Here is a 25,635-nt window from a genome sequence, read left to right as displayed (position 1 = left end):
TGACTGCCCCTCCTGAATGCGCGGCCCGGCCGTGCGGTCGGCCGCGGAAGTGACTTCCCCGTCCGTGGTGTGACAGCGCCGGGTGCGATCGCTCGTGCGGGTGTGATCACTCGTGCGGGTGGTGGAGTTGTCCACAACGAGGCCGTGATCCACGGAATTCGACCAAGATCATCACGAAGCGGCGAGTTGCCCGATCCTCGTCGCATGGCACTTCGATCACGTTCACGCACCGCCACCCCGACCAGTGGACCGGGCCGTGGCCCCGCTTCCGACGGCCGTGTCCACCGCCGCCCCGCCGACCGCCCGCGCGCCCGGCACCGCACGCCCGCGCCCGCCGAGGAACTGCGCCGCCGCGCGGAACTCCTCTTCGGTGAACGCGCCGTGCACTGGACCGAGTCGGGCAACGCCCCGCCGGACGGCAGGCGTCAGGCGGACATGGCGACCACGGCGGACTTGGCGACCACGGCGGAGACGGTGGTCGCGGCAGAGAGGGTGGTCGCGGCAGAGACGGCGAGCGTGACGGGAACGGCGCCGGGGCTGAGCTTTCCGAGCGCGGCGCCACCCGCACCGGGCGGGTCGCGCGAGACCACCGGCGAGACGGGGCCTGCCAGCCGGGCCCTGGGTGCGGATCCGGCCGGCGCCCGTGAGACGCAACAGGGGGACTTCACAGGCCGCTTGGCGTCGGCGGGGCGGTCCGGGCCCACGCTGCGGGAGCGGACCGGACTGGCCGTGCGCGAGCGGCTGCCGGTCTGGCTGCAGACGCGGTGCGGGGTGGAGCGGCGGGGCGTGGTCGCGCTGGCCGTGGTGCTCGTGGCGGCCGCCGTGTTCGCCGTCCAGCACTTCTGGACGGGCCGCACGCAGACGGTGAGCGCTCCTCAGGTCGTGCACGCCGAGGCCCCGTTCACCGGCAAGGGCGAGCGCGCGAAGGCCGGCCGCTCCGGTGAAGCCTCCGCCGTGGGCGCCCCTTCCCCGGACACCCCGGCGACATCCGCCGCGCAGATCGTCGTGGACGTCGGCGGCAAGGTCCGCAGGCCCGGCGTCCAGCGACTCCCGGCCGGTGCCCGGGTGGCCGACGCGCTGCGCGCTGCGGGCGGGGTCCGGCCCGGGGCGAACACCGAGGGACTCAACCGGGCCCGCTTCCTGGTGGACGGCGAACAGGTGCTGGTCGGCGTGCCGGGCGGGGCGGCACCCGCCCCGCCCGGGCCCGGCGGCGGCGCGGGCGTGACGGCGGCGGGCGGCGGCCCGGCGGCTCCGGTCTCCCTCAGCACGGCGACCGTGGACCAGCTCGACACCCTGCCCGGGGTCGGGCCGGTGCTGGCCCAGCACATCATCGACTACCGCACCCGGCACGGCGGTTTCCGCTCGGTGGACGAGCTGCGCCAGGTCAACGGCATCGGCGACCGCCGTTTCGCCGACCTGCGCGAGATGGTGCGGCCGTGAGCGGGCCAAGGGCCGGGCTGGGGCGGCAGCGGCCCGCGACCAGGCCCCCGGGAGACCGGCCCGGGAAGGACGGGCCGGACGGGAACGAGGGGAAGGGCGGGCCGGACGAGAAGGACGGGAAGGGCAGGCCGGAAGGGTCCACGGTCCCCGCCGACCTGCGGCTCGTGCCGCCCGCCCTCGCTGCCTGGGGGACGGCTGCGGTGGCCCTCGGCGTCTCGCCGGCCTGGAGCGCCGTCCTCGCGGTCGGCTGCGGCGTCACCGGCGCCGTCCTGCTGTCGGTGCGGCGCCGGGGCGGACCCGGCCGGTACGGCAGGTTCCGCGCCCCGGTCGCCGCCGTGCTCCTGTGCGTGGCCGCGGCCGCCGCCTCCGCCGGGCTGCACGGGGCGGACGTGCGGCGCGGCCCGGTGCCGGAGGCGGCGCGGCGGTTCGCCACCGTGACCGCCGAGGTCGAGCTGAGCGGCGACCCCTGGCTCAGCAGACCGCGGGTGCGGGGCGACCACGCCGCACCGGTCGCGGTGCTGGCCCGGGCGGAGGTGCGGCGGGTCGAACAGGCCGACGGGCGGGCCCTGCGGACGCGGAGCCCGGTACTGCTGGTCGTGGACCGGGACGTCCCGGCGCCGAGGGCGCCTCCCGGCGGGTCCCCGTCCGTCGCGCGGAGCCCGGTCGAGGGGCGGGCGGCCTGGCTCGGGCTGCTGCCGTCCACCCGGCTGCGGGTGACCGCCCGGCTGGCGCCCGCCCTGACCGGCGGGGACCGCACCGCGGCCGTGCTGCGTGTCCGCGGTGATCCGGAGCCGGAGACGCTGGCGGGACCCAACGGTCCGCAGCGGCTGGCGGGTCGGCTCAGGGCCGGGCTGCGGGAGGCGACCGAGGAACTGCCGGCGGACGCCCGGGCGCTGCTGCCCGGTCTCGTCGTCGGCGACACCTCCCGGATCACGCCCGAACTCGACGAGGCCTTCAGGGCGACCGACCTCACGCACACGCTCGCCGTCTCCGGCAGCAACCTCACGATCCTGCTCGCCCTGCTCCTCGGGCCGCCCGGCCTGGCCCAGCGCGCCGAGCGCCGCGGACTCGCCCCGCGCCTGGGCCTCCCACTGCGGGCGACCGCACTGCTGGCGGGGGCGCTCACGCTCGGCTTCGTGATCGTGTGCCGTCCGGACCCCAGCGTGCTGCGCGCCGCGGCCTGCGGATCGGTCGCCCTGCTCGCCCTGGCGACCGGGCGCCGCAGATCCCTCCTTCCGGCCCTGGCCACGGCCGTGCTGCTGCTGGTGCTGTACGACCCGTGGCTGGCCCGCAGTCCCGGGTTCCTGCTCTCCGTGCTGGCCACCGGCGCGCTGCTGGTGCTGGCGCCCGGCTGGAGCGAGGCGCTGCGACGGCGCCGGGTGCCGGCCCGGCTCGCCGAGGCGCTGGCCGCGGCCGCCGCGGCGCAGGCGGTGTGCGCACCGGTCGTCGCGGTGCTGTCGGCCCGGGTCAGCCTGGTGGCGGTGCCCTGCAACCTGCTCGCCGAGGTGGCGGTCGCACCGGCCACGGTGCTGGGATTCGCGGCCCTGGCCGCGGCACTGGTGGCGATGCCCGCGGCCGAGGCGCTGGCGTGGTGCGCCGGCTGGCCCGCCGGGTGGATCGCCAAGGTCGCCCGGACCGGCGCGGCGCTGCCCGGCGCGGGAGTCGACTGGCCGGCGACCTGGCCCGGGGCGTTGCTGCTCGCCGCGGTCACCCTGGCCGTCGTCCTGGCCGGGCGGCGGCTGGCGCGGCACCCCTGGTGGTGTGCCGCGCTGGCCGTGCTCCTCCTGCTGGCGGTGGTCCGGCCTGCGCCGCTGACCCGGGTGATCACGGGCTGGCCGCCCCCGGGCTGGCGGTACGCGATGTGCGACGTCGGACAGGGCGACGCCACCGTGCTGGCGGCCGGTGACGGCGCCGGGGTGGTGGTGGACGCCGGACCCGATCCGGAACTGGTGGACCACTGCCTGCGGGCACTCGGCGTCACCCGGGTCCCGCTGCTCGTGCTGACCCATTTCCACGCCGACCACGTCACGGGGCTGCCCGGTGTGCTGCGAGGCCGCTCGGTGGCCGCGATCGAGACCACGGACTACGGGGAACCGGCCGACCAGGCCGAGTTCGTCAGACGGGAGGCGGCCCGACGGCACATCCCGCTCACCACCGCCGTGGCGGGGGAGGAGCGGCGCAGCGGGACGCTGACCTGGCGGGTGCTGTGGCCGCCCGCGCCGCCCGCCCCCGGCCGGCCGCCGGCACCGGAGCCCGACGGCCCGAACGACGCCAGCGTCGTCCTGCTCGTGCGGTCCGGCGGACTGCGGCTGCTGCTCCTCGGCGACCTCGAACCCCCGGCCCAGCAGGCGCTGGTGCGGTCCCCGGCCGCGGCCGGCCTCGCGCGGGTGGACGTGCTGAAGGTGGCCCACCACGGCTCGGCGTACCAGGACCCGGACCTGATACGACTGGCAGCCCCGCGGGTGGCGCTCGTCTCCACGGGCGCGGACAACCCCTACGGCCACCCGGCGCCGGCGACGGTCGCCGCGCTGCGGGCGGGCGGGGCGACGGTGCTGCGCACCGACCGGGACGGGGCGCTCGCGGTCGTCGGCGACGGCGGGACGGACGGGCGGCTGCGGGTGACGAGGGACTGAGCGGCGGTCGTTCGCCCACACTGGGCGCATGAACTCAGTCCAGGCAGACGCCTATCTCCGCCGCATCGAGGCCGCACGCCCGCGGCGGCCCACCGCCGAGGCACTGCGCGATCTGCATCTGCGCCATCTGCGGACCGTCCCCTTCGAGAACCTCTCCATCCACCTCGGCGAGGAGATCGTCCTGGAGGAGGAGCGGCTGCTGGACAAGGTCGTCGGACGGCGGCGGGGCGGCTTCTGCTACGAACTGAACGGCGCCTTCGGGGCGTTGCTCGCCGCCCTCGGCTACGAGGTCGCGCTGCTGGCGGGGCGGGTGTACGGGAACGAGGGGCGCCTCGGCATCCCGTACGACCATCTCGCGCTGCGGGTGCGCACGGCGGACGGCGCCGACTGGCTCGCCGACGTCGGGTTCGGTGCGCACAGCCACTTCCCGCTGGCGCTCGCCGAACGCGGTGGTCAGGCCGACCTCAGCGGGACCTACCGGGTGCGGGAGGCCGGCCCGGACCCGGCCGGGGTGACCGGGGCAGCCGCGGACCGGGCCGCGGCGACCGGGGGCCGGGCCGCGGCGAACGGTGCCGGGGCGGGCCCGGCCGGCGGCGCCGACCTGGACGTGCTGCGGGACGGCAGAGCGCAGTACCGGCTGGAGACGCGGCCGCGCGCGCTGGCGGACTTCACCGGCGGGGCCTGGTGGCACAGCACCTCGCCGCACTCGCACTTCACCCGCTCCCTGGTGTGCTCACGGGTGAACGACGACGCGGGCCGGATCACCCTCAGCGGACGCGCGCTGACCCTCACGACACCCATCGGGGAGAAGGAGACACGGGAACTGGGCACGGACGAGGAGGTGCTGGCCGTGTACCGGGAGCGGTTCGGGATCGAGTTGGCGGCCGTGCCGGCGGTGCGGCCGCCGAGCCGGACCGCCTGAACCGGCCCGCCACCGCGTCCGCACCTAGGCCCGCTGCCGCGTCCGTACCTGGGCCCGCCGCCGCGCCCGGGCCCGCGCCCGCGCCAAGACCGGGGCCGGGTCCGGCGGAGCCGCCGGGGCGGGCGGACGCCCACCGCTCCCCGCCCGGGCCCGGTGCCGGAGAATGTGTCCGTGAGCGATGTGAGACACGTGCTGGTGCTGCCCGACCGCGACGCCGCCGAGGAGGTGGCCGAGGCGCTCGGGGAGCACTTCGGCATCGACGAGCAGCCGCGGCCGGTACGGGACGCCCTGGCCGGCGAGGACGACGCCGAGGACGCGCAGTGGCTGCTGGCGCTGCGCGACGAGGCCGGCCGGCTCGACCCCGCCGAGCTGGACGCGTTCGCGGGCCGGTGGGACGGCTGGCGCGAGGAGCCGTGAGCCCGGCCAGCCGGGGTGCGCGGGCGGGGTCGCTGTCAGTGCCGCGTGGGATGCTGTAGGCGATGGCCAGGAAGACTGCGAATGACGACCCTCTCGCCCCGGTGACGCTCGCCGTGGGCCAGGAGGACCTGCTGCTCGACCGTGCGGTGCAGGAGGTGGTGGCCGCCGCCCGGGCCGCCGACGCCGACACCGACGTACGGGACCTGACGCCGGACCAGCTGCAGCCCGGCACGCTCGCCGAGCTGACGAGTCCCTCGCTCTTCGCCGAGCGCAAGGTCGTGGTCGTGCGCAACGCGCAGGACCTTTCGGCCGACACGGTCAAGGACGTGAAGGCGTACCTCGGGTCGCCCGCGGAGGAGATCACCCTCGTGCTGCTGCACGCGGGCGGCGCGAAGGGCAAGGGCCTGCTCGACGCCGCGCGCAAAGCGGGCGCGCGCGAGGTGGCCTGTCCGAAGATGACCAAGCCGGCGGACCGGCTGGCCTTCGTGCGGGGGGAGTTCCGCTCGACCGGCCGGTCGGCCACGCCGGAGGCCTGCCAGGCGCTCTGCGACGCCATCGGCAGCGACCTGCGGGAGCTGGCCTCCGCCGTGTCGCAGCTCGTCGCCGACGTCGAGGGGACGATCGACGAGGCGGTCGTCGGCCGGTACTACACCGGGCGGGCCGAGGCCTCCAGCTTCACCGTCGCCGACCGTGCCGTGGAGGGCCGGACGGCGGAGGCGCTGGAAGCGCTGCGGTGGTCGCTGGCGACCGGAGTGGCCCCGGTGCTCATCACCAGCGCGCTCGCCCAGGGGGTGCGCGCGATCGGCAAGCTGTCCTCGGCGCGCGGCGGCAGGCCCGCGGACCTCGCGCGGGAGCTGGGCATGCCGCCCTGGAAGATCGACCGCGTGCGCCAGCAGATGCGGGGCTGGACACCGGACGGGGTGTCCGTGGCGCTGCGCGCGGTCGCCGAGGCCGACGCGGGTGTGAAGGGCGGCGGCGACGACCCCGAGTACGCGCTGGAGAAGGCGGTCGTGATCATCGCCCGGGCCGCGCGCTCCAGAGGCCGGGGCTGACACAGCCGCCCCCTCGCCGGCGTCCGGACCGAGTCCGGCCGCCCCTTGCCGGCGTCCGCCACGCGCTACCGCGGCCATGTGCCTCGCAGTCATCTGCCCCCCAGGCCACGTCCCCCCCCCCCGGCCACGTGCCCCCCGGCCACGTGCCCCCCGGCCACGTGCCCCCCGGCCACGTGCCCCCCGGCCACGTGCCCCGGCCACGCGCCTCGCAGTTATGTGCCCCAGGACCGCGCGCCTCGCGGCCACGTCTTCCCCCGGCCACGCGCCCCGGCCGCGCGCCCCCGGACACGCGCTGGAACCGTGCGCCCCCGGACACGCACCGGAACCGCGCGCCCCGCGCCCCCGCTCCCCGCGACCTCGCGCCCCTGAGGAACGCCCCCGCCCCCAGGCGACCGCCTGCCCCCCCCCGGGAGACGTCCCGGGCCCCGGGAGACGCCCCCGAGCACCGAGCGGCCGGCATGCCGAAGGCCCCGTCGTCCGCCCTGGGGAAGGGAGGGTGACGGGGCCTTCGGATGGATCCTGAGGATTCGTACCCGCGTGGCGAACGCAGGCCGCGTACGAATCCGGGGTGCCGGACGGGAGCGGATGAGAGAGGGCCCGCTCTGGGTCCTTCCGGCGTCAGATCAGGAAGGTGTTTCAGCCCTGGAGGGACGCGACCTTGGAAGCGAGCGCCGACTTCTTGTTGGCGGCCTGGTTCTTGTGGATGACGCCCTTGGAGACGGCCTTGTCGAGCGCACGCGCGGCAGCGCGCTGCAGCTCGGTGGCCTTCTGGACGTCACCCGCGGCAGCGGCCTCGCGGGCCTTGCGGATCGCGGTCTTCAGGGAGGACTTGACGGCCTTGTTGCGCAGCCGCGCCTTCTCGTTGGTCTTGATCCGCTTGATCTGGGACTTGATGTTCGCCACGAAGGAGCCTTTTCAGGTTCAGGTGCCGGGCCGGGAAGGGTCCCGAACCGGTGATCCAAAATTTCTCTGACGTACCTCGCGCTGAGAGGGCATGAGGCACAGCCATCTACAGTACCAGTGGCCCTGCGAGCGGCCCAAATCGGTCCTCGGTCCCTCCGCGTGGGACCATGGAGACTACGTATCGATCCGACCCGAGGCATAAGGCGCCTCAAGAGACAGGACCCTGCGTGCCCGCGACCCCTAACCATGTGCCCGAGCCGAGCCGTACCGACCCGGCTCTGATCCGCAACTTCTGCATCATCGCGCACATCGACCACGGCAAGTCCACGCTCGCCGACCGGATGCTCCAGCTGACCGGTGTGGTCGAGCAGCGGCAGATGCGTGCTCAGTACCTCGACCGGATGGACATCGAGCGCGAGCGCGGCATCACGATCAAGTCCCAGGCGGTGCGTCTGCCCTGGGCCCCGACCGGGGGCCCCGACCAGGGCACGACGCACATCCTCAACATGATCGACACCCCGGGGCACGTCGACTTCACCTACGAGGTCTCGCGGTCGCTGGCCGCCTGCGAGGGAACCGTCCTCCTCGTCGACGCCGCCCAGGGCATCGAGGCGCAGACCCTCGCCAACCTCTACCTGGCGATGGAGAACGACCTCACGATCATCCCCGTGCTCAACAAGATCGACCTGCCGGCCGCGCAGCCGGAGAAGTTCGCCGAGGAGCTGGCGAACCTGGTCGGCTGCGACCCGGACGACGTCCTCAAGGTCTCCGCGAAGACCGGCCTGGGCGTCGACGCCCTGCTGGACAGGGTCGTCAAGGAGATCCCGGCGCCGGTCGGGGTCGCCGACGCCCCCGCCCGCGCGATGATCTTCGACTCGGTCTACGACTCCTACCGCGGTGTCGTGACGTACGTCCGTGTCATCGACGGCCAGCTCAACAAGCGTGAGCGCATCCGGATGATGTCGACGGGCGCCACCCACGAGCTGCTGGAGATCGGGACCAACTCGCCCGAGATGCTGCCCGCCGACGGCCTCGGCGTGGGCGAGGTGGGCTACCTGATCACCGGTGTGAAGGACGTCCGCCAGTCCAAGGTCGGTGACACCGTCACCAGCCAGGCCAAGGGCGCCACGGAGGCGCTCGGCGGCTACAAGGACCCGAAGCCCATGGTGTTCTCGGGCCTGTACCCGCTGGACGGCTCCGACTACCCCGAGCTGCGCGAGGCCCTGGACAAGCTGCAGCTCAACGACGCCGCGCTGGTCTACGAGCCGGAGACGTCCGCCGCCCTCGGCTTCGGCTTCCGCGTCGGCTTCCTCGGCCTGCTGCACCTGGACGTCATCCGGGAGCGGCTGGAGCGCGAGTTCGGGCTCGACCTGATCGCGACCGCACCGAACGTGGTCTACCGCGTGGTCATGGAGGACGGGACCGAGCACACGGTCACCAACCCCAGCGAGTTCCCCGAGGGCAAGATCAACGAGGTGTACGAGCCGGTCGTGCGCGCCACCATCCTGGCGCCGACCGAGTTCATCGGCTCGATCATGGAGCTGTGCCAGACCCGGCGCGGCACCCTGCTCGGCATGGACTACCTCTCGGAGGACCGGGTCGAGATCCGCTACACGCTGCCGCTCGCGGAGATCGTGTTCGACTTCTTCGACCAGCTCAAGTCCAAGACCCGCGGCTACGCCTCCCTGGACTACGAGCCCACCGGCGAGCAGACGTCGAGCCTGGTCAAGGTCGACATCCTGCTGCACGGCGACAAGGTGGACGCGTTCTCCGCGATCACCCACAAGGACGCGGCCTACGCGTACGGCGTCCGGCTCGTCGCCAAGCTGCGCGAGCTCATCCCGCGGCAGGCCTTCGAGGTGCCCATCCAGGCCGCCATCGGCTCCCGGGTCATCGCCCGCGAGACCATCCGCGCCATCCGCAAGGACGTCCTCGCCAAGTGCTACGGCGGTGACATCTCCCGTAAGCGGAAGCTGCTGGAGAAGCAGAAGGAAGGCAAGAAGCGGATGAAGATGGTGGGTTCCGTGGAGGTTCCGCAGGAGGCCTTCATCGCGGTCCTGTCCAGCGATGACAGCGCGGGGTCGGCCAAGGGCAAGAAGTAACCGGAGGTTACGCCCGGTCACATCCGCAAACCGGACACCGAGGGGCTCGTCGTGCGAAAGTGCGGCGGGCCCCTACGCGTGCGTAGCGTCGCTCTGCGTGGAAAGTGACAGGCCGATGCCCCTTACGCAGCGGCCGGTCGCCGCTTACCCTGATCCCTGCCCGATAGTTACTCGCGAGTTAAACAACGAGTCCGATCCCCACCGTGAGTCAACCCAGCCGCACCTGAGCCAGCCGCGCCGTCGCGGGCCCCGGAGGATGTCGTGAGCGACACACAGACCCTGATCGAGAACCGTCCGCCCTCCGTGGCGGCCCTCTTCCTGGAGCGCGTGGCGGCCACACCGGACGCCGAGGCCTACCGCCATCCCGTGCCCCCGGCCTCCGGGGAGGGACCCGACGACTGGAAGTCGCTGAGCTGGGGCGAGGCGGCCGAGCGGGTCTACGCCATCGCCGCCGGTCTCATCGAGCTGGGACTCGAGCCCGAGCAGCGGGTCGCCCTCGCCGCATCCACCCGGGTCGAGTGGATCCTCGCCGACCTCGGCATCATGTGCGCGGGCGGCGCCACCACCACGATCTACCCGCAGACCAACGCCGACGAGTCGGCGTTCATCCTCTCCGACTCCGACAGCCGGATCCTGATCGCCGAGGACGCGGCCCAGCTCGCCAAGGCCGTGGAGAAGCGCGCCGAGCTGCCCGCGCTGACGAAGGTCGTCGTCATCGACCCGGCGGGCGTGGAGACCGGTGACTGGGTGACCACCCTCACCGAGCTGGAGCAGCGCGGCGCCGCCTATCTCGAGACGCACCCCGAGCTGATCAAGGAGCGGGTCGGCGCGATCTCCCGGGACCAGCTCGCCACCCTGATCTACACCTCCGGCACCACCGGCCGTCCCAAGGGTGTGCGCCTGCCGCACGACAACTGGGCGTACATGGCCAAGGCGATCGCGGCGACCGGCCTGGTCAGCGGTGACGACGTGCAGTACCTGTGGCTGCCCCTCGCGCACGTCTTCGGCAAGGTGCTCACCTCCGGACAGATCGAGGTCGGTCACGTCACCGCCGTCGACGGCCGGGTCGACAAGATCATCGAGAATCTCCCGGTGGTGCAGCCGACGTACATGGCAGCAGTGCCGCGCATCTTCGAGAAGGTCTACAACGGCGTCGCGGCCAAGGCCCGTGAGGGTGGCGCGGCCAAGTACCGGATCTTCCAGTGGGCCGCCGAGGTCGCCCGCGAGTACGCCAAGGTCTCGCAGGACAACTTCCGCCGCACCGGCGCCCACTCGGTGCCGTTCGGCCTGGCCGCCAAGCACAAGGTCGCCGACACCCTCGTCTACGGCAAGCTCCGCGAGGCCTTCGGCGGCCGGCTGCGCGCCTGCGTCTCCGGCGCCTCCGCGCTCGCCCCCGAGATCGGCTACTTCTTCGCCGGCGCCGGCATCCACATCCTGGAGGGCTACGGCCTCACCGAGTCCTCCGCGGCCTCCTTCGTCAACCCCGGCGAGGCCTACCGCACCGGAACCGTCGGCAAGCCGCTGCCCGGCACCGAGGTCCGCATCGCCGACGACGGCGAGATCCTGCTGCGCGGCCCCGGCATCATGGACGGCTACCACCAGCAGCCCGAGAAGACCGCCGAGGTGCTGGAGTCCGACGGCTGGTTCCACACCGGCGACATCGGCGAGCTGTCCGCCGACGGCTACCTGCGCATCACCGACCGCAAGAAGGACCTCATCAAGACCTCGGGCGGCAAGTACGTCGCCCCGGCCGAGGTCGAGGGCCAGTTCAAGGCGGTGTGTCCGTACGTCTCCAACATCCTGGTGCACGGCGCCGACCGGAACTACTGCACCGCCCTCATCGCCCTCGACGAGATCGCGATCCTGCAGTGGGCCAAGGACAACGGCCTCGATGGCAAGCCGTACGCCGAGGTGGTGGCCGCGCCGCAGACCGTCGAGATGGTCGACGGCTACGTCAAGGAGCTCAACGCGGGCCTGCAGCGCTGGCAGACCATCAAGAAGTTCCGGCTGCTGCCCCGCGACCTCGACGTGGAGCACGGCGAGATCACGCCCAGCCTGAAGCTGAAGCGGCCCGTCGTGGAGCGCGAGTACAAGCACCTCATCGACGACATGTACGCGGGGACCCGCGAGTCCTGACGGCGGCGTGCGAGAAGGGTGGGGGCCGCGCCCCGGTGCGGCCCCGCCCCCTTACGACTCGCATCGCATCTCGTCCGGAACTGTCCGTCTTCCCCCGCCTCAGTAGCACACTTCTCACGCGTTGCCGCCCGCTTCGGTGACTCCCCGCTTAGGCTCGCGTCCGGTCTGTCACCCTGGCCGCATGGACATGGCGGCCATACCGACGCAGCGGGAGAACGACACCGACGCCCCTGAGGTGCGCGGCCACGCCGGCCTGCCCGGCAGCCCCCTCGCCCCGGGCTCCGCCCGCGCCCTGGTGCGCGCCGCGCTCGCCGACGTACCCGGGACGCCCCGGCGGTTCGTGGACGACGCCATGGCCGTCGTCAGCGAACTCGTCACCAACGCCGTCGTGCACGCGGGCACCGACGTGGACGTGGACTGGCGCCTGGAAGCGACCGGCGCCTTCGTGGTCGAGGTCGGCGACCGCCATCCCTCCCGCGCCCCGCGCGAGTCCGGCGAGACGTCGTACGACACCTCCGAGTACGGGCGCGGGCTGCGCCTGGTCGCCAACCTCGCCGAGTCCTGGGGCGTCACCTACCGGCGGGGCGGGAAGACCGTGTGGGCGCGGCTGCTGCCCGGCGGCGAGCCCCCGGACGGCCCCGCGAACGAACACGACCTGGACATCGCCGAGGTCCTCGCGCCGCGGCCGCAGGGCGAGGGACGGGACCGGGACTGGCTCGGCCGGGGCGCGCTGTCCTTCCTCGCCGAGGCCTCCGACCTGCTCGCCGGACAGCTCGACGAGAACCTGGTCGCCGCCCTCACCGGCCAGCTCATCGTGCCCCGGCTCGCCGACTGGTGCGCGGTCTGGCTGGAGGACGAGGCGACCGCACGCGGCGGCGACGGCGGCGGGCCGGCCCGGGTCTGGGCGGCCGGCGAGGAGCGCGCCGAGGAACTGCACCGCGCCCTGGAGAAGGACCCGCCGCGGCCGCCGGCGGGCCTGCGGTCCGGCCCGGAGCCCTATCCCTGGCCCGGCGAGGTGCTCGGCACCCACGGCACGGCCCTCGCCTTCCGGCTCATCGCCGGCGGCCGTCCCCTGGGCACCCTGGTCCTCGGGCGGTGCGGGCAGCACGCCTTCCCCGAGGAGGTCACCGGCCTCGTGGAGGACCTGAGCCGCCGGGTGGCCCTCGCCATCGGCGCGGCCCGCCAGTACGCCCGGCAGGCCACCATCAGCGCCGTCCTGCAGCGCGGGCTGCTGCCCGGAGCGGTCGCCGAGATCCCCGGGGTGAGCAGCGCCCTCGTCTACGAGCCCTGCGACAAGGGCGGCCCGAGCGGCGACTTCTACGACCTGTTCCCGGCGGGCGACGGCCGCTGGTGCTTCGCGGTGGGCGACGTCCAGGGCAAGGGCCCGGAGGCGGCCGTCGTGATCGGGCTCGCCCGGCCCTGGCTGCGCCTGCTCGCCCGCGAGGGCTACCGGGTCGCCGACGTCCTCGACCGGCTCAACCAGCTCCTCCTGGACGACGCCACCGAGGCGGCCGACGCCGCCGCCCGTGCGCTGGCCGCGGCCGGCGGCCGGCCCGTGACGGCGGGGGACGGGCCGCAGACCCGCTTCCTGTCCCTGCTCTACGGCGAGCTGACGCCCCTCGCGGACGGCGGCGTCCGCTGCACCCTCGCCTCCGCCGGGCACCCTCTTCCGCTGCTCCTGCGCCCCGACGGCGAGGTGCGCACCGCCGCCCGCCCGCAGACCCTGCTCGGCGTCGTGGAGGACGAGACCTACACCAGTGAGACCGTCGAGCTGCGGCCCGGCGACAGCCTGCTGTGCGTCACCGACGGCGTCACCGAGCGGCGCTCCGGCTCCCGCCAGTTCGACGACGGCGACGGGCTCGCCCGGGCCCTGTCCGGCTGCGCGGGCCTGAGCGCCGAGGCGATCGCCGAGCGGATCCGCGGCCTCGTGCACGGCTTCGGGGGCGGTCTGCCCGAGGACGACCTGGCCCTGCTGGTGCTCCAGGCCGGGTGAGTCCCGCCGTACGGGACAATGGAGGACATGCCTTCCGCACTCCCCGACGGCGAGCCCGTCCCCGACGACGGCGCGCTGCCCGCCTCCGCGCTCGCCGGGGCCGCCGGCCGCCCCCTCGGGTTCTACCTGCACGTCCCGTACTGCGCGACCCGCTGCGGCTACTGCGACTTCAACACCTACACCGCCACCGAGCTGCGCGGCACCGGCGGCGTGCTCGCCTCCCGGGACAACTACGCCGGCACCCTGACCGACGAGGTCCGGCAGGCGCGGAAGGTGCTGGGCGACGACCCCCGCCAGGTCCGTACGGTCTTCGTGGGCGGCGGCACGCCCACGCTGCTGCCCGCCGCCGACCTCGTGACCATGCTGGCGGCGATCCGCGACGAGTTCGGTCTGGCGCCGGACGCGGAGATCACCACGGAGGCCAACCCGGAGTCGGTCGACCCGGCGTACCTCGCCGCCCTCCGGGAGGGCGGCTTCAACCGGATCTCCTTCGGCATGCAGAGCGCGCGGCAGCACGTGCTGCGGGTCCTGGACCGCACGCACACCCCCGGCCGCCCGGAGGCCTGCGTGGCCGAGGCGCGGGCGGCGGGCTTCGAGCACGTCAACCTGGACCTGATCTACGGCACCCCGGGGGAGAGCGACGACGACTGGCGGGCCTCGCTGGACGCGGCGATCGGCGCGGGCCCCGACCACGTCAGCGCGTACGCCCTGATCGTCGAGGAGGGCACCCAGCTCGCCCGCCGCATCCGCCGCGGCGAGGTCCCGATGACGGACGACGACGTCCACGCGGACCGCTACCTGATCGCGGAGGAGACCCTGTCGGCCGCGGGCTTCGACTGGTACGAGGTCTCCAACTGGGCCACCTCCGAGTCCGGGCGCTGCCTGCACAACGAGCTGTACTGGCGGGGCGCCGACTGGTGGGGCGCGGGACCCGGGGCCCACTCGCACGTGGGCGGGGTGCGCTGGTGGAACGTCAAGCACCCCGGAGCGTACGCGGCGGCGCTGGCGGAGGGCCGGTCGCCGGGGGCCGGGCGGGAGCTGCTGTCGGACGAGGACCGGCGGGTGGAGCGCATCCTGCTGGAGCTGCGGCTGCGGGAGGGCGTCCCGCTGTCGCTCCTGAAGGAGGAAGGACTGGCGGCCTCCCGCCGGGCGCTGACGGACGGACTCCTCCAGGACGGGCCGTACCGGGAGGGCCGGGCCGTGCTGACGCTGCGCGGGCGCCTGCTGGCGGACGCGGTGGTACGGGACCTGGTGGACTGACGGCCCCCGGCCCCGCTACGCGGTGACGAAGTCGATCAGCTCCTCGACCCGCCCCAGCAGCTCCGGCTCCAGGTCCTTGTAGGACCGCACCCGGGACAGGATGTGCTGCCAGGCCGCGCCCGTGTTCTCCGGCCAGCCCAGGGCCCGGCAGACGCCCGTCTTCCAGTCCTGGCCGTGCGGGACGCGGGGCCAGGACCGGATGCCGACCGAGGCCGGTTTCACCGCCTCCCAGACGTCGATGTACGGGTGGCCGACGACCAGCGCGTGCTCGCTCGTCACCGACTCGGCGATGCGCCACTCCTTGCTGCCCGGCACCAGGTGGTCCACCAGGACGCCGAGGCGCGCGTCCGGGCCCGGCGCGAACTCCGCGACGATCGACGGCAGGTCGTCCACGCCCTCCAGGTACTCCACCACCACGCCCTCGATGCGCAGGTCGTCGCCCCAGACCTTCTCGACCAGCTCCGCGTCGTGCCGGCCCTCGACATAGATGCGGCCGGCGCGGGCCACGCGCGCGCGTGCGCCTGGAACGGCCACCGAACCGGACGCCGTGCGGGTGGGCCGGGCCGGCCCCGACGGCGGCCGGACCAGGGTCACCGCCCTGCCCTCCAGCAGGAACCCGCGCGGCTCCAGCGGGAACACCCGGTGCTTGCCGAAGCGGTCCTCCAGCGTCACGGTGCCCGCCTCGCAGCGGATCACCGCCCCGCAGAACCCGGTGCCGGCCTCCTCCACCACCAGGCCCGGCTCCGCCGCGACCTCCGGCACGGGCCGGGGCTTCTTCCAGGACGGGGTCAGATCGGCGGAGTACTGGCGCATTCGGATGACGATAGGAGAACCGGCGGCCCTGTGCTCATGACACGCCGAAACGCGCCGCCAGCACGTCCCGCTGGCGCCGCACGAAGGCCGAGTCCACCACCGCTCCGTGACCGGGTACGTACAGCGCGTCCTCACCGCCCAGGGACAGCAGACGGTCGAGCGCGTCCGGCCAGCGGGCCGGCACCGCGTCCGGGCCCGCCTGCGGTTCGCCCGACTCCTCCACCAGGTCGCCGCAGAAGACGACCTCCGGGGCGCCCGGCACCAGCACCGCCAGATCGTGGGCCGTGTGGCCGGGGCCCACGTTGGCCAGCAGCGCCTGCCGCCCGTCGCCGAGGTCCAGCGTCCACTCCCCGCAGACCAGGTGCCGGGGCGGCGCCAGCGCGTCCACCGCCTCGTCGGCGTCCGCGGCCGGCAGGCCGTTCCTGACCGCGTCCAGGCGCAGCTCCTCGCGCTCGTGCGCCAGCGCCGCGTCCGCGCCCACCGCCGCGTACACCTCGGCCCCGGCCAGGGCGGCCGCGCCGAAGACGTGGTCGAAGTGGGGGTGGGTGAGCGCGAGATGGGTCACGCGGTGGCCCGCGAGCCGCTGGGCCCGCTCCCGCAGCCGCGCGCCCTCGGCGAGGCTCGACCCGGCGTCCACCATCAGCGCCGTACCCGCCCCGAGCACCAGGCCCGAGGTGCAGTCCCAGCCGGGCAGCCGGCACCGGCCGACCCCGTCGGCCAGCCGCTCCCATCCCAGCTCTTCCCAAGTCACGGTCATGACGCGACGCTAACGGCAGGACGGGGTGCGGCGGGACCGACCTTGCCCAGTGCGTACCCCACGGCCGTACACTGGCGGGGGAACGCTGGCACTCGGACACACAGAGTGCCAGGGGGACGACCCGAAGGGCCGAGCGGAAGACATGCTGGAGGTGCGCGCGGATGCTGAGTGAACGCAGACTTCAGGTGCTGCGCGCCATCGTCCAGGACTACGTGGGCACCGAGGAGCCGGTCGGTTCCAAGGCGCTCACCGAACGGCACAGCCTCGGCGTGTCCCCGGCGACCGTGCGCAACGACATGGCCGCCCTCGAGGAAGAGGGCTACATCGCCCAGCCGCACACCAGCGCCGGCCGTATCCCCACCGACAAGGGGTACCGGCTGTTCGTGGACAAGCTCGCGGGCGTCAAGCCGATGACCGCGCCCGAGCGGCGGGCGATCCAGAACTTCCTGGAGGGCGCCGTCGACCTCGACGACGTCGTCGCGCGCACGGTGCGGCTGCTCGCGCAGCTCACCCGGCAGGTCGCCGTCGTGCAGTACCCGTCCCTGACCCGCTCCACCGTGCGGCACGTGGAACTCCTCTCGCTCGCCCCGGCGCGCGTGATGCTCGTGCTGATCACGGACACCGGCCGGGTCGAGCAGCGGATGGTGGACTGCCCGGCGCCGTTCGGGGAGACGGCCCTCGCCGACCTCAGGGCAAGACTCAACAGCCGGGTCGCGGGCCGTCGGTTCACCGACGTGCCGCACCTGGTCGAGGACCTGCCGGAGGCCTTCGAGCACGAGGATCGCGGTACGGTCTCCACAGTGCTCTCCACACTGCTGGAGACACTGGTCGAGGAGAACGAGGAGCGGCTGATGATCGGCGGCACCGCCAATCTCACCCGCTTCGGACATGACTTTCCCCTCACGATCCGGCCCGTCCTGGAGGCCCTGGAGGAGCAGGTCGTGCTCCTCAAGCTCCTCGGCGAGGCGAAGGATCCGGGCGTGATGGTGCGCATCGGGCACGAGAACGCCCACGAGGGACTCAACTCCACGTCCGTCGTGTCGGTCGGCTACGGTTCGGGCGGCGAGGCGGTTGCCAAGCTCGGCGTGGTCGGACCGACCCGCATGGACTACCCGGGAACGATGGGAGCGGTACGCGCAGTGGCACGGTACGTCGGACAGATCCTGGCGGAGTCGTAAGTGGCCACGGACTACTACGCCGTTCTCGGCGTGCGCCGCGACGCGTCGCAGGATGAGATCAAGAAGGCCTTCCGGCGGCTCGCGCGCGAGCTGCACCCGGACGTCAACCCCGACCCGAAGACCCAGGAGCGGTTCAAGGAGATCAACGCCGCTTACGAGGTGCTGTCGGACCCGCAGAAGAAGCAGGTCTACGACCTCGGCGGCGACCCGCTCTCGCAGGCGGGCGGCGGTGGCGCGGGCGGCTTCGGCGCCGGCGGCTTCGGCAACTTCTCCGACATCATGGACGCGTTCTTCGGCACGGCGTCGCAGCGCGGGCCCCGCTCGCGCACCCGGCGCGGCCAGGACGCGATGATCCGGATCGACGTCGAGCTGGACGAGGCGGCCTTCGGCACGACCAAGGACATCCAGGTCGACACCGCGGTCGTCTGCAACACCTGCAACGGCGAGGGCGCGGCCCCGGGCACGACCGCCCAGACGTGTGACATGTGCCGCGGCCGCGGCGAGGTGTCGCAGGTCACCCGGTCCTTCCTGGGTCAGGTCATGACCTCCCGCCCCTGCCCCCAGTGCCAGGGCTTCGGCACGGTCGTGCCGACCCCGTGCCCGGAGTGCGCGGGCGACGGCCGGGTGCGCTCGCGCCGCACCCTCACCGTCAAGATCCCGGCCGGTGTCGACAACGGCACCCGGATCCAGCTCGCCGGCGAGGGCGAGGTCGGCCCCGGCGGCGGTCCGGCCGGCGACCTCTACGTCGAGATCCACGAGCTGCCGCACTCGACCTTCCAGCGGCGCGGCGACGACCTGCACTGCACGGTCACCATCCCGATGACCGCGGCGGCCCTCGGCACCAAGGTCCCGCTGGAGACGCTGGACGGCATGGAGGAGGTCGACATCCGCCCGGGCACCCAGTCCGGCCAGTCGATCCCGCTGCACAACCGGGGCGTCACGCATCTGCGCGGCGGCGGCCGGGGCGACCTGATCGTCCACGTCGAGGTCACCACCCCGACCAAGCTGGACCCCGAGCAGGAGAGGCTGCTGCGCGAACTGGCGAAGCTGCGCGGCGAGGAGCGGCCCCAGGGGCAGTTCCAGCCGGGTCAGCAAGGCCTCTTCTCACGGCTGAAGGACGCGTTCAACGGGCGCTGAGGGCTCCGCCCCTTGTCCGGGCTACAGGGCTCCGTTCCTTGTCCGCAGCGCAAGGGGCTCCGCCCCTCGGACCCCGCCAGGGGGCTCCCGCCCCCTGGACCCCCGGCCTCTGCCCACCCGCCACCCGGCTCGGGAGCTGGAAAGCGGCTGTGCCGCAGGGGACCGGCTCGGGAGCTGGAAAGCGGCTGTGCCGCAGGGGACCGGCTCGGGGGCTGGAAAGTGGCATGTGCCAGCGGGGATACGACCCGATTCGGAGCTCCCCCCAGGACGTGACAACATGCGGGCATGTCCTCCGCGCTGACCGATCTCGTCCCCCAGCCGATCGTGCAGGCTCCGATGGCGGGCGGGGTCTCCGTGCCCCAGCTCGCCGCGGCCGTGTCCGAGGCGGGCGGGCTCGGGTTCCTCGCCGCCGGGTACAAGACCGCCGACGGCATGTACCAGGAGATCAAACAGCTCCGGGGGCTGACCGCACGGCCTTTCGGCGTGAACCTCTTCGTGCCGCAGCCCGAGCACCCCGGCGCGGGCAGCGGCTCCGCAGCGGCGGCCGGCGCCGCGCCCTTCGACGCGGGCGCCGTCGAGGTCTACACCCACCAGCTCGCCGGTGAGGCCGCCTGGTACGAGACCGAGCTGGGCGACCCGGACAGCGGCCGGGACGACGGCTACGACGCCAAGCTCGCCGTGCTGCTCGACAACCCGGTGCCGGTGGTCTCGTTCCACTTCGGCGTCCCCGACCGCGAGGTCATCGACTCCCTGCGCCGCGCCGGCACGTACACCCTGGTCGCCGCCACCACCGCGGAGGAGGCGCGCGCGGTCGAGCGGGCCGGGGCGGACGCGGTGATCGCGCAGGGCGTGGAGGCCGGCGGACACCAGGGCACCCACCGGGACGTCCCCGAGAACGACGGCTCCGGCCTCGGACTGCTGGCACTGCTCGCGCTGGTCCGCGAGGCGGTGCGCATCCCGGTCGTCGCCGCCGGCGGCATCATGCGCGGCGGCCAGATCGCCGCCGTCCTCGCCGCGGGCGCGAGCGCCGCCCAGCTCGGCACCGCGTTCCTCGCCACCCCGGAGTCCGGCGCCCCCGACCTGTACAAGCAGGCCCTGACCAACCCCCTGTTCGCGCGCACCGAACTGACCCGCGCCTTCTCCGGCCGCCCGGCGCGCGGTCTGGTCAACCGCTTCCTGCGCGAGCACGGCCCCTACGCCCCCGCCGCCTACCCCGAGGTCCACCACGTGACGGCGCCGCTGCGCAGGGCTGCCGCCAAGGCCGGTGACGCGCAGGGCATGGCGCTGTGGGCGGGGCAGGGCCACCGGCTGGCCCGGGAGCTGCCGGCCGGGCAGCTCGTGGAAGTGCTGGCCGCCGAACTCGCCGAGGCCCGGACAGCGTTGTCGGCCGGGGGTGACGCGCGATGACCGCCCCCGTGTTCGTCGTCGGGCACTTCGACGCCGGGGACGGCGGCCACTACGTCCTGGACGGCCCCGAGGGACGCCACGCCGTCTCCGTGAAGCGGCTCCAGGCCGGCGAGGAGGTCGTCCTCACCGACGGCGCCGGCCGGTACGCGGTGTGCGAGGTGACCGGCACCGAGGGCAAGGACCGGCTGATCGTCCGCATGGGCACGGTCGCGGAGGAACCCGAACCGGCCCCGCGCATCACCGTCGTCCAGGCCCTGCCCAAGGGCGACCGGGGCGAGCTCGCCGTCGAGACCATGACCGAGGTCGGCGTCGACGCGATCGTGCCCTGGCAGGCCGCCCGCTGCATCACCCAGTGGCGGGGCGACCGCGGGCTGAAGGCCCTCGGCAAGTGGCGGGCCACCGCCCGCGAGGCCGGCAAGCAGTCCCGCCGCCTCCGCTTCCCCGAGGTCGCGGACGCGGCGACGACCAGACAGGTCGCCGCTCTCCTCGCCGCGGCCGACTTCGCCGCCGTGCTCCACTCCGACTTCGAGCACGTCAGCGCCCCTCTCGCCACCGCCGAACTCCCCGCACGGGGCGAGATCGTGCTGGTCGTGGGACCCGAAGGAGGCGTGGCCCGCGACGAGTTGGCCCTCTTCGAGGAGGCGGGCGCCAAGCCGTACGTGCTGGGGCCCACGGTGCTGCGCACGTCCACCGCCGGCACCGCCGCCGCGGCCCTGCTGCTGGGCCGCACCGGCCGCTGGTCCTGACCGCTGGGGGTACACCGTGGAACTCGCCCAAGTCCGGCTCCTCGTCACCGACTTCGCCGCCTGCTACCGCTTCTACGGCGAAGTCCTCGGCCTCAGGCCGCAGTCCGGCACCGGCGAGGGGCCGTACGAGAAGTTCAGCCCGCACGCCGGCTCCGCCGGGATCGCGCTGCAGGACCGCGCCATGATGGCCGGCGTCCTCGCGGAGACCGGTGAGACCGCCACCGGCCACCGCTCCCTGGTCGTGCTGCGCGTGGACGACCTCGACGCGTACTGCGCGGAGATCACCGCACGGGGCGCGACCGTGCTGCACGGCCCGGCCCCGATGACCGACCGCATGCGGGTGGCCCATCTCAAGGACCCCGAGGGCAACCTGGTGGAACTCCAGGAGTGGCTCCTGCTGCGCGGCTGACGCCACGGGAGCGGGGCCGCCGCTGCCCGAACGGGTGAGTGGCCGTAAGCGCCCTTCCGCACCGGGGACGGTGGTGGCACGCTGCCGTGCATGGGGGCATCGAGGCGGATCTGGCGCCGGCCGCGGGCCGTGCGCGGCGTGACCGTGGCGGGGCTCGTGCTGCTGGGCGCGGGCGCGGTGGTGGCGTGTCAGCCGGGCGACCTGAGCTCGGCCTCGGCCGCGTACACCACCGACGGCACCGCGACCGCCGAGCTGAGACGACGGCACGTGGACGTGAGCTGGCTCACCTGCACCGGTGCCTACGGCGACAAGGGCGTCCGGACGCCGGGCGGTTCACCCTCGCCCTCCGAGAGCACCGTCGTCTCCGTCGACTGCCAGGGCCGGACCAAGGACGGGCGGGAGATCACCGTCAAGGGCAAGGTGACCCGGGCCGTCGACGGGGCCTGTGTGCGCGGGGACCTCACGGGCACGGTCGGCGGCCGCCAGGTCTTCCGCGTCAGCGGGCTCGGCGACTGCGACGCCACCCCGGGACCGACATACCGGCCGCCCACCCGGCGGGGCGGGCAGCCGACGGTGACCGTGACGGTGACGCGCACCATCTGGTGCAGGAAGGACCCCAGTTGCTGGCCCGTGGAGGGCAAGTGAGTGCGGGGCAGGTGATCGGAACCGGCCCGGAGGACACCGGTGGCTGCGTACAGTGACGGGGTGACTCAGGGAGCTCCGACGGCATCCTCCGGCTATCTCCGATTCCCGCACCCGCACGGCGACCTGGTGACGTTCGTCGCCGAGGACGACGTCTGGCTGGCCCCCCTCGACGGCGGCCGCGCCTGGCGGGTCAGCGCCGACAACGTGCCCGTCGACCACCCCCGCATCTCGCCCGACGGCACCGCCGTGGCCTGGACCTCCACCCGCGACGGCGCCCCCGAGGTGCACCTCGCCCCGGTGGCCGGCGGCCCCGCCAGGCGGCTGACGCACTGGGGCAGCCCGCGGACCCAGGTGCGCGGCTGGACCGAGGACGGCGAGGTGCTCGCGCTCAGCACCCAGGGCCAGGCGAGCCTGCGCCGCAGCTGGGCCCGGGCCGTCCCGCTCGACGGCGGACCGGCCGCCACCCTGCCGTACGGGCCGGTCGGCGCCGTCGCCCACGGCCCGCACACCGTGCTGCTGTCCGCCCCGATGGGCCGCGAGGCCGCCTGGTGGAAGCGGTACCGGGGCGGCACGGCGGGCAAGCTGTGGATCGACCTGGCGGGCGACGGCGAGTTCACCCGGCTGCACGAGGAGTTGGACGGCAACGTCGAGTACCCGCTGTGGGCCGGCGACCGGATCGCGTTCCTCTCCGACCACGAGGGCACCGGCGCGCTCTACTCCTCCCTCGCCGACGGCTCCGACCTGCGCCGGCACACCCCGCTGGAGGGCTTCTACGCCCGGCACGCCGCCACCGACGGCACCCGGGTCGTCTACTCGAGCGCCGGTGAACTCTGGCTGCTGGACGACCTCGACGGCGCCGAACCGCGCCGGCTGGACATCCGGCTCGGCGGGCCGCGCGTGGACCTCCAGCCGTTCCCGGTGAACGCCTCGCACTGGTTCGGCTCCGGCGCCCCCGACCACACCGCGCGCGGCAGCGTCGTCGCGGTGCGCGGCGCCGTCCACTGGGTGACCCACCGCTCCGGGCCCGCCCGCGCGCTCGCCGCCCAGCCGGGCGTGCGGACCCGGCTGCCGCGCGCCTTCCGCTCCGAGGGCGAGGAGTGGGCGGTGTGGGTGACGGACGCCGAGGGCGAGGACGCCCTGGAGTTCGCGCCCGCCACCGGCGCCGCCCTCGGCACGCCCCCGCGCCGGCTCGCCGCCGGGCAGCTCGGCCGCGTCCTGGAGCTGGCCATGGCGCCCGACGGCAGCCGGGCCGCCGTCGCCTCGCACGACGGGCGGCTGCTGCTGGTCGAACGGGAGACCGGCGAGGTCCGCGAGGTCACCCGCAGCGAACACGGCGACGTCCACGACCTCGCCTTCTCGCCCGACTCCGGCTGGCTGGCCTGGGCCCACCCCGGCCCCCGCCCGCTCTCCCAGCTCCGCCTCGCCAACACCACCGACCTGTCGGTCACCGAGGCGACCCCGCTGCGCTTCCAGGACCACGCGCCCGCCTTCACCCTGGACGGCAGGCACCTCGCCTTCCTCTCCAGCCGCTCCTTCGACCCGGTCTACGACGAGCACGTCTTCGACCTGGCCTTCGTGGAGGGCACCCGCCCGTACCTGATCACCCTCTCCGCGACCACCCCGTCCCCGTTCGGGCCGCAGCGGCACGGCCGGCCCTTCGGCGCCCCCGACAAGGACGAGACACCGGACAGCGAGGGCGCCCCCGCGACCCGGATCGACCTCGACGGTCTCGCCGACCGCATCGTGCCCTTCCCGGTCGAGGCCGCCCGCTACTCCAACCTGCGCGCGGCCAGGGACGGGCTGCTCTGGCTGCGCCACCCGGTGCGCGGCGTCCTCGGCGCGGGCCGCGCCACGCCCGACGCCCCCGACCCGAGGACCCGGCTGGAGCGCTACGACCTCGCCCAGCGGCGCCTTGAACACCTCGCCGCCGACGCCGACCACTTCGAGGTCAGCGGCGACGGCAGGCGGGTGCTGCTGTGGAGCGACGGCCGGCTGCGGGTCGTGCCCTCCGACCGGCACGCCGCCGACGACGAGGACGGCGAGTCGAACATCGCCGTGGACCTGACCCGGATCCGGCAGACCGTCGACCCGCTCGCCGAATGGCGGCAGATGTACGACGAGACGGGCCGGATCATGCGGGACAACTTCTGGCGGCCCGACATGGGCGGCGTCGACTGGGACGGCGTCCTCGACCGCTACCGGCCCCTCCTCGACCGCCTCGGCGCCCACGACGACCTGGTGGACCTGCTGTGGGAGGTGCAGGGCGAACTCGGCACCTCGCACGCCTACGTCACCCCGCGCGGCGGCTACGGCGACGGCGCCCGGCAGGGGCTGCTCGGCGCCGACATCTCCCGCCACCAGGACGGCGGCTGGCGGGTCGACCGCGTCCTGCCCTCGGAGACCTCGGACCCGGCCGCCCGCTCCCCGCTGGCCGCGCCCGGGGTCGCCGTGCGCCCGGGCGACGCGATCGTCGCGGTCGGAGGGCAGCCGGTCGACCCGGTCACCGGCCCCGGCCCGCTGCTGGTCGGCACGGCCGGCAAGCCCGTGGAGCTGACCGTCTCGCCGGCCGGCGGCGGCGATCTGCGGCACGTGGTCGTGGTCCCGCTCGCGGACGAGGAGCCGCTGCGCTACCACGACTGGGTGGCCGGCCGCCGCGCCCACGTCCACGAGCGGTCCGGCGGCCGGCTCGGCTATCTGCACGTGCCCGACATGCAGGCGCCCGGCTGGGCCCAGATCCACCGCGACCTGCGCGTCGAGGTGGCCCGCGAGGGGCTGGTCGTGGACGTCCGGGAGAACCGCGGCGGCCACACCTCGCAGCTCGTCGTGGAGAAGCTGGCCCGGCGGGTCGTCGGCTGGGACCTGCCGCGCGGGATGCGGCCCGAGAGCTACCCGAGGGACGCCCCGCGCGGACCGGTCGTCGCCGTCGCCAACGAGTTCTCCGGCTCCGACGGGGACATCGTCAACGCGGCGATCCGCGCCCTGGGGATCGGCCCCGTGGTCGGCACCCGCACCTGGGGCGGTGTCATCGGCATCGACAGCCGCTACCGTCTGGTCGACGGCACCCTGATCACCCAGCCGAAGTACGCGTTCTGGCTGGAGGGCGCCGGCTGGGGCGTGGAGAACCACGGCGTCGAGCCGGACGTCGAGGTCGTCCAGCGTCCGCAGGACCACGCGGCGGGCCGCGACCCCCAGCTCGACGAGGCGATCAGGCTGGCGCTCCAGGCGCTGGAGGCCACACCGGCCAGGACGCCGCCGGAACTGCCGTGACCGGTTCCCCGGCGCCCCCGATACGATGCCCCGGTACCGATCACCGGCGTGAGGAGTCACACGCATGGCAGGGGAACCGCAGGACGACTGCCTGTTCTGCAAGATCGTCGCGGGGGCCATCCCGGCGACGGTCGTCCGCGAGACCGAGACCACCGTCGCCTTCCGGGACATAAACCCGCAGGCCCCCACCCACGTCCTGGTGATCCCCAAGGCCCACTACAAGAACGCGGCCGAACTCGCCGCAGGCGCCCCGGGGCTCGCCGCCGACGTGCTCGCCGAGACGCAGGCCGTCGCCGACGAGGAGAAGCTGGACAGCTACCGCGTCGTCTTCAACACCGGCAGCGGCGCCGGCCAGACCGTCTGGCACGCCCACGCGCACGTCCTCGGCGGCCGTGGGCTGGAATGGCCCCCCGGATAA

General features: G+C 74.3%; 20 protein-coding genes. 17 read left to right on the top strand and 3 right to left on the bottom strand.

Features of this window, described 5'->3' with window-relative positions; genetic code table 11:
* The first annotated feature begins 204 nt into the window (after positions 1-204).
* The 5 genes from TNCT1_RS15495 (at position 205) to holA (ending at position 6,464) form a co-directional block, all read left to right on the top strand.
* Positions 205-1,440 carry a ComEA family DNA-binding protein gene (locus TNCT1_RS15495; protein ID WP_143632203.1) on the top strand — a complete coding sequence of 412 codons (1,236 nt, stop codon included), beginning with the start codon at positions 205-207 and terminating at the stop codon, positions 1,438-1,440.
* The gene (locus tag TNCT1_RS15490; protein WP_373920476.1) at positions 1,437-4,073 is read left to right on the top strand and encodes a ComEC/Rec2 family competence protein; all 2,637 of its coding nucleotides are present in this window, start codon (positions 1,437-1,439) and stop codon (positions 4,071-4,073) included. The genes TNCT1_RS15495 and TNCT1_RS15490 overlap by 4 nt, the downstream gene beginning before the upstream one ends.
* A gap of 28 nt (positions 4,074-4,101) precedes the next feature.
* The gene (locus TNCT1_RS15485; protein WP_143632201.1) at positions 4,102-4,995 is read left to right on the top strand and encodes an arylamine N-acetyltransferase; all 894 of its coding nucleotides are present in this window, start codon (positions 4,102-4,104) and stop codon (positions 4,993-4,995) included.
* 171 nt (positions 4,996-5,166) lie between these two features.
* Positions 5,167-5,412 carry a hypothetical protein gene (locus TNCT1_RS15480; protein WP_143632199.1) on the top strand — a complete coding sequence of 82 codons (246 nt, stop codon included), beginning with the start codon at positions 5,167-5,169 and terminating at the stop codon, positions 5,410-5,412.
* 62 nt (positions 5,413-5,474) lie between these two features.
* On the top strand, positions 5,475-6,464 hold the full coding sequence (gene holA / locus TNCT1_RS15475) for a DNA polymerase III subunit delta (protein WP_143632197.1): 990 nt from the start codon (positions 5,475-5,477) through the stop codon (positions 6,462-6,464).
* 636 nt (positions 6,465-7,100) lie between these two features.
* Here holA and rpsT read toward each other — a convergent pair.
* Positions 7,101-7,367 carry a 30S ribosomal protein S20 gene (gene rpsT, locus TNCT1_RS15465; RefSeq protein ID WP_143632195.1) on the bottom strand — a complete coding sequence of 89 codons (267 nt, stop codon included), beginning with the start codon at positions 7,365-7,367 and terminating at the stop codon, positions 7,101-7,103.
* Positions 7,368-7,594: 227 nt separating this feature from the next.
* Here rpsT and lepA point away from each other — a divergent pair, with 227 nt between their 5' ends.
* The 4 genes from lepA to hemW all read left to right on the top strand — a co-directional run bounded on the left by lepA (position 7,595) and on the right by hemW (position 14,858).
* Positions 7,595-9,469, top strand: coding sequence for a translation elongation factor 4 (gene lepA / locus TNCT1_RS15455; RefSeq protein WP_143632191.1), 1,875 nt, complete (start codon positions 7,595-7,597; stop codon positions 9,467-9,469).
* Positions 9,470-9,730: 261 nt separating this feature from the next.
* Positions 9,731-11,605, top strand: coding sequence for a long-chain fatty acid--CoA ligase (locus tag TNCT1_RS15450; protein WP_143632189.1), 1,875 nt, complete (start codon positions 9,731-9,733; stop codon positions 11,603-11,605).
* Between the two features lie 187 nt (positions 11,606-11,792).
* A complete protein-coding gene (locus TNCT1_RS15445) occupies positions 11,793-13,598 on the top strand; it encodes a SpoIIE family protein phosphatase (protein WP_235902627.1) in 1,806 nt (601 codons plus the stop codon).
* A 27-nt stretch (positions 13,599-13,625) separates the two neighbouring features.
* A complete protein-coding gene (gene hemW, locus TNCT1_RS15440; RefSeq protein ID WP_143632186.1) occupies positions 13,626-14,858 on the top strand; it encodes a radical SAM family heme chaperone HemW in 1,233 nt (410 codons plus the stop codon).
* Between the two features lie 15 nt (positions 14,859-14,873).
* Here hemW and TNCT1_RS15435 read toward each other — a convergent pair whose 3' ends face one another.
* The gene (locus TNCT1_RS15435; RefSeq protein ID WP_143632184.1) at positions 14,874-15,671 is read right to left on the bottom strand and encodes a DUF3097 domain-containing protein; all 798 of its coding nucleotides are present in this window, start codon (positions 15,669-15,671) and stop codon (positions 14,874-14,876) included.
* Positions 15,672-15,705: 34 nt separating this feature from the next.
* Positions 15,706-16,428, bottom strand: coding sequence for an MBL fold metallo-hydrolase (locus TNCT1_RS15430; protein WP_143632182.1), 723 nt, complete (start codon positions 16,426-16,428; stop codon positions 15,706-15,708).
* A 161-nt stretch (positions 16,429-16,589) separates the two neighbouring features.
* Between TNCT1_RS15430 and hrcA the strand changes: the two genes are divergently transcribed.
* From hrcA to TNCT1_RS15390, 8 genes are all read left to right on the top strand, one after another.
* On the top strand, positions 16,590-17,606 hold the full coding sequence (gene hrcA, locus TNCT1_RS15425) for a heat-inducible transcriptional repressor HrcA (protein ID WP_143632180.1): 1,017 nt from the start codon (positions 16,590-16,592) through the stop codon (positions 17,604-17,606).
* Positions 17,607-18,743 (top strand): molecular chaperone DnaJ, encoded by a 1,137-nt coding sequence (dnaJ, locus tag TNCT1_RS15420; protein ID WP_143632178.1) that lies wholly within the window; start codon positions 17,607-17,609, stop codon positions 18,741-18,743.
* A 285-nt stretch (positions 18,744-19,028) separates the two neighbouring features.
* The gene (locus TNCT1_RS15415; protein WP_143632176.1) at positions 19,029-20,150 is read left to right on the top strand and encodes a nitronate monooxygenase; all 1,122 of its coding nucleotides are present in this window, start codon (positions 19,029-19,031) and stop codon (positions 20,148-20,150) included.
* A complete protein-coding gene (locus tag TNCT1_RS15410) occupies positions 20,147-20,896 on the top strand; it encodes a 16S rRNA (uracil(1498)-N(3))-methyltransferase (RefSeq protein ID WP_143632174.1) in 750 nt (249 codons plus the stop codon). Before TNCT1_RS15415 ends, TNCT1_RS15410 begins: the two co-directional genes overlap by 4 nt.
* Before the next feature lie 16 nt (positions 20,897-20,912).
* On the top strand, positions 20,913-21,305 hold the full coding sequence (locus tag TNCT1_RS15405; protein WP_143632172.1) for a VOC family protein: 393 nt from the start codon (positions 20,913-20,915) through the stop codon (positions 21,303-21,305).
* A 90-nt stretch (positions 21,306-21,395) separates the two neighbouring features.
* Positions 21,396-21,950, top strand: a complete 555-nt coding sequence (locus tag TNCT1_RS15400) for a hypothetical protein (RefSeq protein WP_143632170.1) — start codon at positions 21,396-21,398, stop codon at positions 21,948-21,950.
* A 60-nt stretch (positions 21,951-22,010) separates the two neighbouring features.
* The gene (locus TNCT1_RS15395) at positions 22,011-25,217 is read left to right on the top strand and encodes a S41 family peptidase (protein ID WP_174266306.1); all 3,207 of its coding nucleotides are present in this window, start codon (positions 22,011-22,013) and stop codon (positions 25,215-25,217) included.
* Between the two features lie 64 nt (positions 25,218-25,281).
* Entirely contained in the window at positions 25,282-25,635 is a 354-nt protein-coding gene (locus TNCT1_RS15390) for a histidine triad nucleotide-binding protein (RefSeq protein WP_143632165.1), read from the top strand.

Source organism: Streptomyces sp. 1-11, assembly GCF_007176755.1.
Lineage (GTDB): Bacteria > Actinomycetota > Actinomycetes > Streptomycetales > Streptomycetaceae > Streptomyces.
This window is presented reverse-complemented; position numbering and strand designations above follow the sequence as displayed.

What these genes read in the sequence shown, in the direction of transcription:
- TNCT1_RS15495 (WP_143632203.1), top strand. Translation starts at nt 205, where the DNA reads ATGGCACTTCGATCACGTTCACGCACCGCCACCCCGACCAGTGGACCG.
- TNCT1_RS15485 (WP_143632201.1), top strand. Translation starts at nt 4,102, where the DNA reads ATGAACTCAGTCCAGGCAGACGCCTATCTCCGCCGCATCGAGGCCGCA.
- holA (WP_143632197.1), top strand. Translation starts at nt 5,475, where the DNA reads ATGGCCAGGAAGACTGCGAATGACGACCCTCTCGCCCCGGTGACGCTC.
- TNCT1_RS15445 (WP_235902627.1), top strand. Translation starts at nt 11,793, where the DNA reads ATGGCGGCCATACCGACGCAGCGGGAGAACGACACCGACGCCCCTGAG.
- hemW (WP_143632186.1), top strand. Translation starts at nt 13,626, where the DNA reads ATGCCTTCCGCACTCCCCGACGGCGAGCCCGTCCCCGACGACGGCGCG.
- TNCT1_RS15435 (WP_143632184.1), bottom strand. Translation starts at nt 15,671, where the DNA reads ATGCGCCAGTACTCCGCCGATCTGACCCCGTCCTGGAAGAAGCCCCGG.
- TNCT1_RS15430 (WP_143632182.1), bottom strand. Translation starts at nt 16,428, where the DNA reads ATGACCGTGACTTGGGAAGAGCTGGGATGGGAGCGGCTGGCCGACGGG.
- hrcA (WP_143632180.1), top strand. Translation starts at nt 16,590, where the DNA reads ATGCTGAGTGAACGCAGACTTCAGGTGCTGCGCGCCATCGTCCAGGAC.
- TNCT1_RS15415 (WP_143632176.1), top strand. Translation starts at nt 19,029, where the DNA reads ATGTCCTCCGCGCTGACCGATCTCGTCCCCCAGCCGATCGTGCAGGCT.
- TNCT1_RS15410 (WP_143632174.1), top strand. Translation starts at nt 20,147, where the DNA reads ATGACCGCCCCCGTGTTCGTCGTCGGGCACTTCGACGCCGGGGACGGC.
- TNCT1_RS15400 (WP_143632170.1), top strand. Translation starts at nt 21,396, where the DNA reads ATGGGGGCATCGAGGCGGATCTGGCGCCGGCCGCGGGCCGTGCGCGGC.
- TNCT1_RS15390 (WP_143632165.1), top strand. Translation starts at nt 25,282, where the DNA reads ATGGCAGGGGAACCGCAGGACGACTGCCTGTTCTGCAAGATCGTCGCG.